The organism is Parasphingopyxis algicola, assembly GCF_013378075.1.
In the GTDB taxonomy this organism is placed as follows: domain Bacteria; phylum Pseudomonadota; class Alphaproteobacteria; order Sphingomonadales; family Sphingomonadaceae; genus Parasphingopyxis; species Parasphingopyxis algicola.
In genome coordinates this window covers 255180-268108 of sequence record NZ_CP051131.1, presented here as the reverse complement: position 1 = coordinate 268108, position 12929 = coordinate 255180, and the positions used below count along the sequence as shown (strand labels likewise).

Annotated in this window: 14 protein-coding genes; 10 read left to right on the top strand and 4 right to left on the bottom strand. The window is 63.3% G+C overall.

What is annotated here, in order from left to right; all coding sequences use genetic code 11:
- The first annotated feature begins 243 nt into the window (after nucleotides 1-243).
- Nucleotides 244-1146 carry a PEP-CTERM sorting domain-containing protein gene (locus HFP57_RS01435; RefSeq protein WP_176868098.1) on the top strand — a complete coding sequence of 301 codons (903 nt, stop codon included), beginning with the start codon at nucleotides 244-246 and terminating at the stop codon, nucleotides 1144-1146.
- Between the two features lie 92 nt (nucleotides 1147-1238).
- Here the strand turns inward: HFP57_RS01435 and HFP57_RS01430 are convergent, their stop codons facing one another.
- On the bottom strand, nucleotides 1239-1697 hold the full coding sequence (locus HFP57_RS01430; RefSeq protein ID WP_176868097.1) for a host attachment family protein: 459 nt from the start codon (nucleotides 1695-1697) through the stop codon (nucleotides 1239-1241).
- An 83-nt stretch (nucleotides 1698-1780) separates the two neighbouring features.
- Here HFP57_RS01430 and serS point away from each other — a divergent pair, with 83 nt between their 5' ends.
- The 4 genes from serS (at nucleotide 1781) to HFP57_RS01410 (ending at nucleotide 5998) form a co-directional block, all read left to right on the top strand.
- On the top strand, nucleotides 1781-3064 hold the full coding sequence (gene serS / locus HFP57_RS01425) for a serine--tRNA ligase (protein WP_176868096.1): 1284 nt from the start codon (nucleotides 1781-1783) through the stop codon (nucleotides 3062-3064).
- Entirely contained in the window at nucleotides 3064-3828 is a 765-nt protein-coding gene (surE, locus tag HFP57_RS01420) for a 5'/3'-nucleotidase SurE (RefSeq protein ID WP_176868095.1), read from the top strand. The genes serS and surE overlap by 1 nt, the downstream gene beginning before the upstream one ends.
- Before the next feature lie 77 nt (nucleotides 3829-3905).
- Entirely contained in the window at nucleotides 3906-4955 is a 1050-nt protein-coding gene (locus tag HFP57_RS01415) for a M23 family metallopeptidase (protein ID WP_246263244.1), read from the top strand.
- Nucleotides 4955-5998, top strand: a complete 1044-nt coding sequence (locus HFP57_RS01410) for a potassium channel family protein (RefSeq protein WP_176868094.1) — start codon at nucleotides 4955-4957, stop codon at nucleotides 5996-5998. Before HFP57_RS01415 ends, HFP57_RS01410 begins: the two co-directional genes overlap by 1 nt.
- Before the next feature lie 166 nt (nucleotides 5999-6164).
- Here the strand turns inward: HFP57_RS01410 and HFP57_RS01405 are convergent, their stop codons facing one another.
- On the bottom strand, nucleotides 6165-6569 hold the full coding sequence (locus HFP57_RS01405) for a DUF1761 domain-containing protein (RefSeq protein ID WP_176868093.1): 405 nt from the start codon (nucleotides 6567-6569) through the stop codon (nucleotides 6165-6167).
- Nucleotides 6570-6608: 39 nt separating this feature from the next.
- Complete coding sequence (locus HFP57_RS01400) at nucleotides 6609-7106, bottom strand: hypothetical protein (RefSeq protein WP_176868092.1); 498 nt, start codon at nucleotides 7104-7106, stop codon at nucleotides 6609-6611.
- 78 nt (nucleotides 7107-7184) lie between these two features.
- On the opposite strand from HFP57_RS01400, the gene rimO reads away from it, so the two are divergent.
- Nucleotides 7185-8534 (top strand): 30S ribosomal protein S12 methylthiotransferase RimO, encoded by a 1350-nt coding sequence (gene rimO / locus HFP57_RS01395; RefSeq protein WP_176868091.1) that lies wholly within the window; start codon nucleotides 7185-7187, stop codon nucleotides 8532-8534.
- On the opposite strand, the gene HFP57_RS01390 is transcribed toward rimO, so the two are convergent.
- Nucleotides 8531-9112: a hypothetical protein gene (locus HFP57_RS01390; protein WP_176868090.1), complete on the bottom strand. Its 582-nt coding sequence runs from the start codon at nucleotides 9110-9112 to the stop codon at nucleotides 8531-8533. The genes rimO and HFP57_RS01390 overlap by 4 nt on opposite strands.
- Before the next feature lie 68 nt (nucleotides 9113-9180).
- Between HFP57_RS01390 and HFP57_RS01385 the strand changes: the two genes are divergently transcribed.
- The 4 genes from HFP57_RS01385 to argC all read left to right on the top strand — a co-directional run bounded on the left by HFP57_RS01385 (nucleotide 9181) and on the right by argC (nucleotide 12871).
- Nucleotides 9181-10575 carry a leucyl aminopeptidase family protein gene (locus tag HFP57_RS01385; protein ID WP_176868089.1) on the top strand — a complete coding sequence of 465 codons (1395 nt, stop codon included), beginning with the start codon at nucleotides 9181-9183 and terminating at the stop codon, nucleotides 10573-10575.
- Nucleotides 10576-10735: 160 nt separating this feature from the next.
- Entirely contained in the window at nucleotides 10736-11080 is a 345-nt protein-coding gene (locus HFP57_RS01380; RefSeq protein WP_176871088.1) for a MarR family transcriptional regulator, read from the top strand.
- Nucleotides 10992-11933, top strand: a complete 942-nt coding sequence (locus tag HFP57_RS01375; protein WP_246263243.1) for a C40 family peptidase — start codon at nucleotides 10992-10994, stop codon at nucleotides 11931-11933. The genes HFP57_RS01380 and HFP57_RS01375 overlap by 89 nt, the downstream gene beginning before the upstream one ends.
- Nucleotides 11930-12871 (top strand): N-acetyl-gamma-glutamyl-phosphate reductase, encoded by a 942-nt coding sequence (gene argC / locus HFP57_RS01370; RefSeq protein ID WP_176868088.1) that lies wholly within the window; start codon nucleotides 11930-11932, stop codon nucleotides 12869-12871. Before HFP57_RS01375 ends, argC begins: the two co-directional genes overlap by 4 nt.
- Nucleotides 12872-12929: the final 58 nt, after the last annotated feature.

Genomic DNA, 12929 nt, shown 5'->3' with positions numbered 1-12929 from the left:
AACGATCCGCGCGACCCCGGTCTCCATCGACCAGCCGTCCGCCGGTGAAACTGCCCCTCAATGGGACATTAACTACGAAAATTGAAAAGCGGATGCCGCAAACGTCTGATTAACCATTGAAAACATGGTTAACGATATTGCGATTAATCTTCCGTTGATGCCTTGTGCCGATGCCGAGCAGCGGATTGCGCGCCGAAAGGCGGCTTTGGTCCGGTGTTCTGAACAACAGGAAAGAGAAAGCCGATGTCTGTCAGAATGGCTCTTGCAAAATTATGTGCCTGTGCATGCGGCGGCGCGATCGTCGGCGGCGGTGCAGTCCATGTGGCCGAAGCGCCCGCAGGCGGCCCGGCGGAAGTGCGCACGGCGCAGCCCCGCGTTGCTGCGCGCAGCATCGGAAACCGGCCCCGCGTCCACCGCAAGGTACGCCGGGTCCGCAGTATCCAGCGAACGACATGTGCGCCCGCGCCGACCGTGGTCAGCGTGACCAACCAGGTCGCGGCGCCCGCGCCAGCGGTTTACGAGGTCCCGGCCCCGATCATCGGCGAAATCCCGACGTTCGGCGGCGGCGGTGAAGTCGGCGTGATCGGCGGCGGCGGCGGATTCGGCGGCGGCGGGTTCTTCGGGGGATTCTTCGGCGGCGGCAGTTCGTCCGGAGGCGGCGGTTTCTTCGTCCGCGAAGGCGATATCATCATCAAGAACGAGAATAGCAGCTCCACTTCAAGCGGTGGTTCCTCAAGTTCGTCCAGTTCGAGTTCGAGCTCGTCGAGCAGCAGCTCCAGTTCGTCGAGTTCGAGTTCCTCGGGCGGCCGGACGAGCAGCGGCGGTCATGGCAGCAGCAGTCATGGGAGCAGCAGCCACGGCAGTACTGGCTCTTCGGGCAGCTCGTCCAGTTCGGGCGGCTCTTCATCGTCGACCTCCTCCGGGGCGACCGGCGGGTCGAGCAGCTTCGGCAGCAGCGGCTCGTCGAGCAGCAGTTCGAGCTCAAGCTCCAGTTCGTCGAGCAGTTCCTCGTCCAGCGGCGGCAGCTCTTCGTCGACCGGCGGAACGGACGTTCCGGCCCCGCCGATGCTGTTGCTCTTCGGTGGCGGTGCGGCCGCGCTCGTCGCGCGCCGACGCTGGAAGAAGAGAAAGCAGGCAGCCGCCTAGTACAGGCTTCGTCTGACAGACGAGAAACGGCGCAATCCTCCCCTTTGGATTGCGCCGTTTTCTGTTTCTGGCCGGATACCGGCCGATGACTGTTAGTCAGCGGCTTTTTGGTCAGCGGCTTTGATGATCTTCTCGATATCCTCGATCGTGTGACCGGTCAGATCCTTGTCGATCTCGCCGATGATCCGCTCGCTGACACTCTGATGGTAATTCTTCCGGAGTTCGCCAAGCGTGCGCGGCGGAGCAACGATGATCAGTTTCTCGAAATCATTGGCATGCGCGCGCTTGTAAAGAAGATCGGCGGTCTCGGCCGCGAACCGGTCTTCCTCCAGCTGATGGAAGTCGGTCTCCTGCATCTTGCTGCGGCGCGCACCGGCGCTGGAGAAGCTGCGGCCCGCCTCGTCGGTCTTCTGTTCGCGGTTGGGCGGATTCTCCTGCTTGCGCTTTCGCTCGAGTTCAAGCTGCGGATATGCGGCGTCGCCCTCGTTGCGGAAGAACAGCATCTTGCGGCCATCGGCGACCACGACGAAAACATCATTCGGCATTCGCATGGAATTTTTTCTCCTTCTGTCAGCCCAACGCGCGAAAGGCTTGAGGGTTGCGCCAAAAGACTGTGCCAGTCATAGCGCCCGCCATGCATGATCTGAAACAAATCCGCGAAAATCCCGAGGCGTTCGACGCCGCGATGGCGAAGCGCGGCCAGGAGCCGATAGCGGCCGAAATCCTGGCGCTGGACGAACGCAATCGCGAACTCCTCACCGAATTGCAGACGAGCCAGGCACGCCGCAACGAAGCGTCGAAAATGATCGGCAAGGCCAAGGCTCAGGGCGACGAGGATAAAGCCCAGGCTTTGATGGCGGAGGTCGGCGAACTCAAATCGCGGCTTCCCGAAATCGAGGACCGGCAACGCGATATCGCGGTCGAGATCGACGTCCGCCTCTCCGGGCTCCCTAACCTGCCGGCCGACGACGTGCCGCTCGGCGCGGATGAGGATGCCAATGTCGAGTTGAAACGGGTCGGCGAACCGCCCGAATTCGATTTTCCGGTCAAGGACCATGTCGATCTCGGCCAGCCGCTCGGCCTGGATTTCGAGACCGGCGCGAAAATCGCCGGCGCGCGTTTTACGATGGTCCGCGGCGCCGTCGCCAGGCTGCACCGCGCGCTCGGCCAGTTCGGCCTCGACGTGCTGACGGCCGGCCATGGCTATGAGGAAGCGATGCCGCCGCTGCTCGTCCGCGAGGAAAGCATGTTGGGCACCGGACAGCTTCCCAAGTTCGCCGACGACTCGTTCAAGACGACCGATGGGCGCTGGCTGATTCCGACCGCCGAGGTCAGCCTGACGAACATCGTGCGCGAGGAGATCCTGGCCGAGGAAGCCCTGCCGTTGCGCTTCGTCGCGCTGACCAGCTGCTTCCGCTCCGAAGCCGGATCGGCCGGGCGCGACACCCGCGGCTATATCCGCCAGCACCAGTTCGAAAAGGTCGAAATGGTGTCGATCACGACGCCCGAAGCGTCGGAAGCCGAACATGAACGGATGACGGCCTGCGCCGAGGACGTGCTGACCCGTCTCGAGTTGCCCTTCCGCCGGATGAACCTGGCCACCGGCGATCTCGGCTTCGGTGCGGCGCGCACCTACGATCTCGAAGTCTGGCTGCCCGGACAGGACACGTATCGGGAAATCTCCAGCTGTTCGACCTGCCGCGATTTTCAGGCCCGGCGGATGAACGCCCGCTACCGTCCCGAGGGCGAGACCAAGGGCACGCGCTTCGTCCATACGCTCAACGGTTCGGGCCTTGTTGTCGGCCGGATGATCGTCGCGATCCTCGAAAATTATCAGCAGGCCGACGGCTCGGTCATCGTACCCGACGCATTGCGACCCTATATGAACGGCATGGACCGTTTGGAGCCCGCCCCCTGATGCGCATATTGCTGACCAATGACGACGGCATCAACGCGCCGGGCTTCGCCGTGCTCGAAGAGATCGCGGCGACGCTGAGCGACGATATCTGGGTCGTCGCGCCGGCCGAGGAACAGTCGGGCGCCGGACATTCGCTGACCCTGACCGCGCCGCTGCGGCTGCGCGAGCTGGGAGAACGCCGCTATTCGGTAACCGGCACGCCGACCGATGCCGTGATGATGGGCATCAACCGGGTGATGAAGGACAATCCGCCCGATCTCCTGCTCTCCGGCGTGAACCGGGGCGCCAACCTTGCCGAAGACGTCACCTATTCGGGCACCGTTTCGGCGGCCATGGAAGGCGCGCTCGCGGGCGTGCCGTCGATTGCGCTCAGCCAGACATACGGCCCCGACGCCAGGGGCGACGACGTGCCCTTCTCCGCGGCGCGCGAATGGGGCGGCCGCGTTCTCGAGAAACTGCGCGACTACAGATTCCCGCCGCGCACCCTCGTCAATATCAACTTCCCGGCCCGCACGCCGGACGAAGTTCGCGGCATCCGCACGGTGAGCCAAGGCATGCGCGATTATGGCCGCCTCCAGATCATCGAGAACCGGGACCCGCGCGGCTATCCCTATTACTGGTTCGGCCTTGGCCCGATGGTCGGCACGCCCGAGCATTCGACCGATCTCGAGGCGATCGAGGACGGTTACATCGCCGTCTCGCCGCTGCATCTCGACATGACCCATCATGAGTCGCTGAAAGCCCTTGGCGCAATTTTCGACTGACACGGCGGCGGCGACTTGTTCGACACCGTCCGGGGCCAGGCTCTGGAAAGCCACGAATTTCGTGGTAATAGCGCTCCATGCGCGCGCAAAGCCCATGGATGCTGCCCCCGGTCTTGGCGTTCACGCTTTCGGCGCTCATGCTTAGCGCCTGTATCCCCGCACCGTCCGGCCCGCGCACCGCATCGCGCCCGCCCGTCGCCCGCCCTGCACCGCCACCCGCGCCGGCACCGAGCTGGCAGACCCAAACCGTCGCCGCCAACGCGGTCGAGATCGACGCGACGCGCTACACGGTGCGTTCGGGCGACACGTTGAGCGGGATCGCCCGGCGCACCGGCGCCAGCGCGGATGCGATCGCGCGCGCCAACGATATCGCGCCGCCCTATGTCATCCGGCCCGGTCAGCGGCTCGACATTCCCGCGGGCCGCTACCACGAGGTCCGGCGGGGGGAGACCGGCATCGGTATCGCCCGGAGCTATGGGGTCGACTGGTCGCAGGTGGTGACGCTGAACGACCTCGAAGAACCCTATATCCTGCGCGCCGGTCAGCGCATTCTGCTGCCGAGCCGGACAGCCGTCGCCGCCATGACGCGCGAACAGAGGGCAGCCGCCTTCGATCTCGATATCGACGATATCGTCACCGGCGGCGAACCGGCGCTTGCGGAGAATGAAGAGGCATCGCCGCCGGTGCGAACCGCCCGACAGGTCCTTCCGGCCGACACAGCGGTGCGCTCGCCGGCCAATTTCACCGGACGCTTCGGCTGGCCGCTGACCGGCTCGATACTCGCTCCGTTCGGCAATAACGGCGAAGGGCAGCGCAATAACGGCATCAACATCGCTGCACGGCGCGGCACGCCCGTTCTCGCTTCGGCGGACGGCGTCGTTTTGTACGCCGGCGACGAAATCCAGGTTCATGGTGGGCTGGTTCTGCTCAACCACGGCGATGGCTGGATCACCGCCTATGGCAATATGGAGGATCTGCAGGTTGCGCGCGGACAGCGCGTCGAGCGCGGCCAGATGATCGCGCGCGCCGGCGCTACGGGTCAGGTCGACCAGCCACAGCTCCACTTCGAAATCCGCCGCAATCGCCAGCCGGTCGATCCGGCGCAGCATCTGCCGGATCTGAGTTGATGGTCGGGCCGAACCGCCAACAACCGTCCGATCGGAACGGAGAGCTTCGGCGCAAGAGCGGCTTTTCGCGCTGGGGTTCGCTGTGGCTGCGGGTGGGGGCCGTAGTGGGACTGATCGGTATCGCAGTTGCCGTTCACTGGTTCGACCGCGAAGGGCTCGTCGATTCCGTGGACGGCAATGTCAGCTTCAGCGACGTCGTCTATTTCACGATGATCAGCATCACGACCACGGGCTATGGCGACATAACGCCGGTGACCGATCGCGCGCGCATGTTCGACGCGTTGATCGTGACTCCGCTTCGAATATTCGTGATTCTGATATTTGTCGGTACAGCTTATGATTTCGTGCTGAAGCGAACTTGGGAAAGGTGGCGCATGAGCATCATCCAGAAGAATCTGCATAACCATATCGTGGTCGCGGGATTCGGGATCAGCGGATCGGAGGCCGTGGACGAGCTGCTCGAACGCGGCATCGACCCATCCGAGATCGTCGTGATCGACCAGGACCATGGCCGCCTCGAAGCCGCGGAAAAACGCGGCTGCAACGTGATGGAGGGCGACGCCTCGCGCGACAAGACGCTCAATCAGGTCCGCGTTGCGCGCGCGCGTTCGATGATCGTGTCGTCCGGGCGCGACGACACCTCGATCCTCGTCGTGCTGACGGCCCGCGCGCTGGCGCCCAAGCTCGCGATCAGCGTCCTGGTCCGCGCATCGGACAATGAGCAGCTCGCGCGCCAGGCCGGGGCGAGCAACGTCATCAACCCGGTCAGCTTCGCCGGGCTGCTGCTCGCCGGCTCCTGCCACGGCCCGCATATTTCGGACTATATGGCCGACCTCGCCTCGGCGACCGGCCGCGTCGCGCTGCGCGAGCGCATGGCGACCCATATGGAGGAAGGCCTGCCACTGGGCGCGATCCAGACCGGACTCGGCGTCCGCATCTATCGCAACGGCAAGCCCTATGGCTTCTGGGAAGAGGAAGCCAAGCAGATCCTAGAGGGCGACCTGATCGTCGAGATCGTCGGCAAGCCCGACGACGAGGAGTAATCGGTCCGAAACGTCCTGATGGAAGTTCGTCGGATCGGAATTCTTGCTTGTCAGAATGTTGCTAACGCAACGTCACCGCATCGGGATTCTTTTGTCAGAATTTCGCTAGCGCGAAATCGCCGCACCGGCCCTTGACCGACAGGTCGAGTCTGACAAACGGGCTCCTCTACAGCAACGCGTGCACGACACCCATCGCAGCGTAGAACAGCAGCCAGTAGGTCGCATCGATCAGGAACAGCGTCCGGCTTTTCTGCGAGAACAGATAATTGGTGCCGATCGCCGGAAGGATGAAACCTGCGGCGACGCCGACCGCGATCAATACAACCGTTCCGAGCGGTGCGGCGGGAAAATAGGTCAACAGATGCGCCAGCGTCGTCGACGCGACCAGGCTGAGTACGAAGGTGGTACCGTAGATCAGGCCCATATTGCCGGATTTGACGTCCTCCTCCGTGAGGCCGACTGCGCCCATCCACTTCTTGCCCATGACCGGGCCGTACCAGATGCCGCCGACGACAAAGCCGGCCGCCGCAGCGGCGATGATCGCAAGCCAGTTTTCGGCATAGAATTCCATGATATGTCCTCCCCCCTGATATTACGACGCTATGCTATACTACCAATCCAGTTTGATCGAATCACTGACTGACAAGGCGTCCCAAGCCTTAGCAAAGCGTTGTAATTCTTCGAAAATGGCTGAAATCTGTTCGGCACTTAACGCGGGCGCCGGCACCGCCGAAGCCTCGCAGGCGGTCCGGTAAACGCCATGAAAGGTACCGGTGTCGAGATCATCGCCCCAGAGCGCCGCCTCGAAGCACTCGACGAGCCGCTCGGCCTGCAGCAGTTCGACGATCGCCTCCTCGGGTCGGCGCAAACGCTTGGCACTGGCATGGCCCGCCTGCTTGACCATCTCCTGGATCGACGCGGGATCGCGGCCGCCAGCGACGAGCCCCCAGAAACCCTGGGAAAAACCGTATCCGCGCTCGACAAAATAGTGGATCGCGTCGTGCGGGACCGGCCCCTTCTTCGGAAAGGTCAGCCGCGCCTCGGAGCCGTCGTCGCGTAGCACGGTCAGCCAGTCCCGATCGGTTCCCTTGGCGATTGTTATGTCCATCGGCCCCTCCACGCCGCGGACTAGTCGAAGACTATTGGGATGACAATCTCCGCAGAAATCCCTATGTCGCGCCCCATCATGGCAGCGCGTCTTCCCTCACCGCCCAAGGTCGGCATGGTTTCGCTCGGCTGCCCCAAGGCGCTGGTCGACAGCGAGCGCATCCTCACCAAGCTGCGCTCTGACGGCTATGGCCTGTCGCCCGATTTCGACGGCGCGGACGTCGTGCTCGTCAACACCTGCGGTTTCCTCGACAGCGCGAAGGAAGAAAGCCTCGAAGCGATCGGCGAGGCGATTGCGGAAAACGGCCGGGTGATCGTCACCGGCTGCATGGGGAACGAGGCCGATGTAATCCGCGAACGTTTCCCGGATGTCCTCGCCGTATCGGGACCGCAGCAATATGAGGAGGTCGTCGGCGCGGTGCACGAAGCGGCGCCCATGCCGCCCTCACCCTATGTCGATCTGGTGCCCGAAACAGGCCTCAAGCTGACGCCGCGCCATTACAGCTATGTGAAGATTTCAGAGGGCTGCAACCATCGCTGCGCCTTCTGCATCATTCCCTCGATCCGCGGCGATCTCGCCAGCCGCCGCCCGGATGCGGTGCTGCGCGAAGCCGAGAAACTGGTCGCGGCGGGGACGAAAGAACTGCTGATCATCAGCCAGGACACATCGGCCTATGGCGTCGATATCCGCCACGCCGAATGGCCGTGGAAGGACGGCCAGGTCCGCGCCCATATGACCGATCTGGCGCGCGAACTGGGCAAGCTGGGGACACCCGAGAACGAGGTCTGGGTGCGGCTCCATTACGTCTACCCCTATCCGCATGTCGACAAGGTCATCCCGCTGATGGCGGACGGGCTGATCACGCCCTATCTCGACATCCCCTTCCAGCATGCGTCGCCGAAAATCCTCAAGGCCATGCGCCGCCCCGCGAACGAGGCCAAGGTGCTCGAGCGGATCGCCAAGTGGCGGACGATCTGCCCCGATCTGACGATCCGCTCGACCTTCATCACCGGCTTTCCCGGCGAAACCGAGGAGGATTTCCAGTATCTGCTCGACTGGCTCGACGAAGCGCAGCTCGACCGGGTCGGCGCCTTCCGGTACGAGCCCGTCGAAGGCGCGCGCGCCAACGCGTTGCCCGATCCGGTGCCCGAAGAGGTAAAGGAAGAACGCTACGCCCGGCTGATGGAAAAGTGCGCGACGATCTCGGCGGCCAAGCTGCAGGCGAAGATCGGCACGGTGCAGAAGGTCATCATCGACCTGGTCGACAAGGATGGCGGCGCGACCGGCCGGTCACAGGCCGATGCGCCGGAGATCGACGGCGAAGTCCATCTGCGCGATGCGACCGGTTTGCAGCCGGGCGATATCGTCCGGGTCGAGATTGAAGACGCCGACGCGCACGACCTGTTCGGCGTTCCGGTCGAATCCTAGGAAATCCCCGCGCGTTCCCGGTCCTTCCGTTTGGATCGGCGGACGAGCCAGACGATCAGCGCCACGATCCCGGCAAAAATCAAAAGCGCGACGATGCCGGCCCACATGAACACATTGCCGACGGTTTCCATCACTTCGAGATCGGCCGGCGGTTCGCCCGAGCCTTCGACATTCCAGGACGTGATCACCGGATCGCCGCCTTGCTGAAAGGTCGAGAACCGCGTCGTGGTCCAGTGGCGTTCATCGGTGGTGACGAGCGTGAAGTCTTTCACCGTACGCGCATTCTCGCCCAGCCCGTTGCTGTTCATGCTGTAGGCGATGATCTTCGTTTCGCTTTCGCCATCGGGAAACAGTTCCGCGGCCTGCGCGAACTGATCCGCGCTGCTCTTCCACAAATCCGGATCGACCATCGCTTCTATGCCGGCATCGTTCCGGTTGCGGATATTGTCGACGAATTCCTGCGCCATCGCGCGATCCTCTTCCGAGGTCATCGTCTCGATCATGCCCTGCATCGAACAGGCGGCAAGCAGGCTTGCGGCGAGCAGGACTATGGTGGTTCTGATTATGGATATCGGCATGGCCCCTCCCCTGAGCGCCGCGCAAACGGCCTTGGCGTTTGCGGCCGCTTCTGTCTAAGGCTCCAATTATGACCGAATATGCCCCGATGCTCCAGCCCGACAAGGGCCAGGCCGCCCAGACGCTCCATCTCGTCAATACCGATGGCTTCGACGACTGGTTCAAGGCCCTGCCCGATCGCGAACGTCAATCGGTCAAGGCGCAGGGTTTTGCGGGAAAGGAAGGCGAGCTCGCGATCGTCACCGGTGAGACACCGGACGACTGGTCGACGGCGATCGGCGTGTCGGACCCGGATAAACTGACGAGCTGGTGCTTGGCGAAAGCGGCCGAAACCCTGCCCGCGGGCACCTATCGGCTGGCCGAGGGCGATCCGGGCCAGGCGGCGTTCGGTTGGCTCTGCGCCCAATATCGGTTCGATCGTTACAAACAGGAGTCCGATGCGAACGGACCGAAAATCCTGCTGACATCGAAGCCGGCGACGATCGAGGAACTGATCGCGCTGGCCGATGCCACCGACCTGGTCCGCACCCTCGTGAACATCCCGGCCGGCGACATGGGCCCGGCCGAACTGCAGGAAGCGGCGGAAGAGATCGCAACGCGCCATGGCGCAGAACTGTCGGTCGTTTCAGGGACCGAACTGACCGAGGGTTACCCGATGATCGACGCCGTCGGCCGGGCCGCCTCGACCGACCGGGCACCGCGCCTGATCGAACTTCACTGGGGCGACACGGAGAATCCGCGGATAGCGATCGTCGGCAAGGGCGTCTGTTTCGATTCCGGCGGCCTCGATATCAAGGGCGCGGCTGGTATGCGCTGGATGAAGAAGGATATGGGCGGTGCGGCGCATGCACTGGCGCTGGCGGGCCTCGTCATGGGGCGGAAACTGCCGGTCCGGCTGCACCTGCTGATCCCGGCCGTCGAGAACGCGATTGCCGGCAACGCATTCCGCCCGGGCGATATCCTGTCGAGCCGCAAGGGGCTCAGCGTCGAGATCGGGAATACGGATGCCGAAGGCCGGCTCATCCTCGGCGACGCGCTGAACAAGGCCTGCGAGGACGATCCCGAACTGCTGATCGATTTCGCGACGCTGACTGGCGCTGCCCGAACCGCGCTCGGGCCCGACCTTCCCGCGCTGTTCACCGACGATGAAGCGCTCGCGAGCGAAATCGCCGACGCGGGAATGGAAATCGACGATCCCGTATGGCGGCTGCCGCTATGGGATGGCTATGACGAATGGCTGAAATCGCCGGTCGCCGATCTCAGCAACACCTCGTCCGTCGCGATGGCGGGTGCCTCGACCGCAGCTCTTTTCCTGCGCAAATTTGTGGAAAACGGCACGGCCTGGACGCATCTCGACACTTTCGCCTGGCGTAACACCGCCAAGCCGGGGCGGCCAAAGGGCGGCGAAGCGCTCGGCGTCCGGGCCCATTGGGAAATGCTGAAAAACCGTTATTCGAAAACCTGAATATTCATAAAAAACAATGTGTTGTATGATCGTTTCGATGACTAATCGGGAGACTCATGAAACCAACCGGCGCGTCGGGCGTTAATCCTTTATTGATCCGCCAAAAATGTGGGTTGCAAGAAAGGAGCTTATGATGCCGAGCAAACCGCTTGGAAAATGGATGAATGCGTTGATGGGCTATGTCCGCTCGGGCGAGCCTGATCTTAGCAATCGCCAGATGGCTCTATTGTTGATCATCTATGGGACCCCCGGACCGCACACGGTACGCGGCCTGGCTGAAAAACTGCAGGTTTCGAAACCGGTTGTGACTCGCGCCTTGAATACTCTCTCCGCCCTCGGCTATCTGCGACGCGAACGTGATGAAAGCGACCGCCGCAACATCTTCATCGCGCGGACATCAACTGGGGCGCTTTTTCTTGAACGGTTCGAACAACTCATCGGTCACGACCGGCCAGCCGGCACCAACGGCAGCACTCACAGAATCGAAAACGCCAGCGCGGCGTAGTTTCGCGCTGACATCGACAACGGTCGATCTCGACCCGCGCATTCACGCCTATCGCGACGACATCGCCGATATCGCGCTCGCCGACCGGATCGCACTTCCGCATTACGTCGCACCGGTCGCGCGGCGGATCGGTCTTTCGGTCGCCAACCTTCATGCCGACCCCTCGGAAACCAGCGAACTTGGATCGCAACTGTTATACGGTGAGGGTTTCGCCCTCCTCGATACAGTAGACGGCTGGGCCTGGGGCTATGGTCTGCACGACCATTTTGTCGGCTTCGTACGCAAGGACGCGCTGATTCCCGACGGCGAGGCCACGCACATCGTCTCGGCCATTTCCACATCTCTGGCGCTGGCCCAGGCCGATAACGCGCCGTCCACCCTGTTCATGGGCAGCCGGGTCGCCGGCACCGCCGAAGGCGACTGCCTGATGACGGAAACCGGCTCCATCGCGCTCGCGGACGCCCGGGCGATCGACGAAGCCGCCAGCGATCCGGTCGCAATTGCGGAGATGTTGATCGATACGCCCTATCTGCTCGGCGGCCGCAGCGCCAATGGCATCGACTGTTCGGGCCTGGTGCAGCTGTCGCTCGGGATGGCCGGACATCGGGTCCAGCGCGACAGCGATCTCCAACAGGCCTCGGCCGGCGACATCCTGCCCGATGGCGCCGAGCTCCGGCGCGGTGACCTCGTCTTCTTCCCCGAGCATGTGGGGCTGATGGTCGATAGCGAAACGCTGATCCATGCCAGCGGTCACAACGGAAAAACATGCACCGAACCGTTGGCCGACGTGATCGCGCGGATCGCCGAAAAGCACGACGAACCGGTGCTGGCGCGTCGCAGGATCGCCGGATGACGACCTCCATATTCATCGATGGCGGCCACGGGACGACTGGGCTGGAAATCCGCGATCGGCTCGCCGACCGGCCGGAAATCACGTCGATCGTGCTGGACGACGACCGGCGCAAGGATGCCGATGCGCGGCTGGACGCGCTGCGCAGCGCGGATATCGCCATCCTCTGCCTGCCCGACGAAGCGGCGCGGGAAGCGGTGGCAATGCTCGATGGCGCCGACACGCGAATCATCGACGCCTCGACCGCACACCGGACGGCGCCGGACTGGACCTATGGCTTTCCCGAATGGGAACCGAACCATCGCAACGCCATCGCGACGAGCAAGCATGTCGCCAATCCCGGCTGCTATGCGCAAACTTTCATCGCCATGACTCATCCTCTGATGATGGCCGGTATCCTGCCGGCCGACGCCGCGATCAGCGTCAATGCCATATCGGGCTATTCGGGCGGCGGGCGCGCGATGATCGAGGAATTCGAAAGCGGGACCGCCAGCACGGCGTTCCGCAATTATGCCCTGCCCCTCCGGCACAAGCATCTTCCCGAGATGCAGGCGCATAGCGGGCTCGACAGCCCGCCCCTGTTCTCGCCATCGGTCGCCAATCTTTATCGCGGCATGCTCGTCGAAATTCCACTGCATCTCGAGCAAATGCGCGGCGGAACCGGACCCGGCGATGTCCGCGCGGCCCTGCGGGACCATTATGCCGACAGCGCGCTCATAGCCGTGCTCGACGAGGCCGAGACCGGCGCGCTCGATCTCGTCCCGATCGAACGCTGCGCGGGAACCGACCGGATGGAGATCATGGTCTTCGCCAATCCGGACGCAGGCCAGGTCCGGCTCTGTGCGATACTCGACAATCTCGGAAAGGGCGCGGCGGGCGCCGCCGTGCAGAATCTCAACCTGATGGCCGGGTTCGAGGAATATTCCGGCTTAAGGCTTTAGCCACCAGAGTTATCCCCAGTTTATTCACATTTTTGCCGGAATCGGCTAAGGCCGTCCG

Bases quoted from the DNA above. Each gene is read 5' to 3' on its own strand.
- rimO (WP_176868091.1), top strand. From the start codon at position 7,185: ATGGCAGCGCGTCTTCCCTCACCGCCCAAGGTCGGCATGGTTTCGCTC.
- HFP57_RS01390 (WP_176868090.1), bottom strand. From the start codon at position 9,112: ATGCCGATATCCATAATCAGAACCACCATAGTCCTGCTCGCCGCAAGC.
- HFP57_RS01415 (WP_246263244.1), top strand. From the start codon at position 3,906: ATGCGCGCGCAAAGCCCATGGATGCTGCCCCCGGTCTTGGCGTTCACG.
- HFP57_RS01430 (WP_176868097.1), bottom strand. From the start codon at position 1,697: ATGCGAATGCCGAATGATGTTTTCGTCGTGGTCGCCGATGGCCGCAAG.
- HFP57_RS01435 (WP_176868098.1), top strand. From the start codon at position 244: ATGTCTGTCAGAATGGCTCTTGCAAAATTATGTGCCTGTGCATGCGGC.
- HFP57_RS01405 (WP_176868093.1), bottom strand. From the start codon at position 6,569: ATGGAATTCTATGCCGAAAACTGGCTTGCGATCATCGCCGCTGCGGCG.
- argC (WP_176868088.1), top strand. From the start codon at position 11,930: ATGACGACCTCCATATTCATCGATGGCGGCCACGGGACGACTGGGCTG.
- HFP57_RS01410 (WP_176868094.1), top strand. From the start codon at position 4,955: ATGGTCGGGCCGAACCGCCAACAACCGTCCGATCGGAACGGAGAGCTT.
- surE (WP_176868095.1), top strand. From the start codon at position 3,064: ATGCGCATATTGCTGACCAATGACGACGGCATCAACGCGCCGGGCTTC.
- serS (WP_176868096.1), top strand. From the start codon at position 1,781: ATGCATGATCTGAAACAAATCCGCGAAAATCCCGAGGCGTTCGACGCC.
- HFP57_RS01385 (WP_176868089.1), top strand. From the start codon at position 9,181: ATGACCGAATATGCCCCGATGCTCCAGCCCGACAAGGGCCAGGCCGCC.
- HFP57_RS01380 (WP_176871088.1), top strand. From the start codon at position 10,736: ATGAATGCGTTGATGGGCTATGTCCGCTCGGGCGAGCCTGATCTTAGC.
- HFP57_RS01400 (WP_176868092.1), bottom strand. From the start codon at position 7,106: ATGGACATAACAATCGCCAAGGGAACCGATCGGGACTGGCTGACCGTG.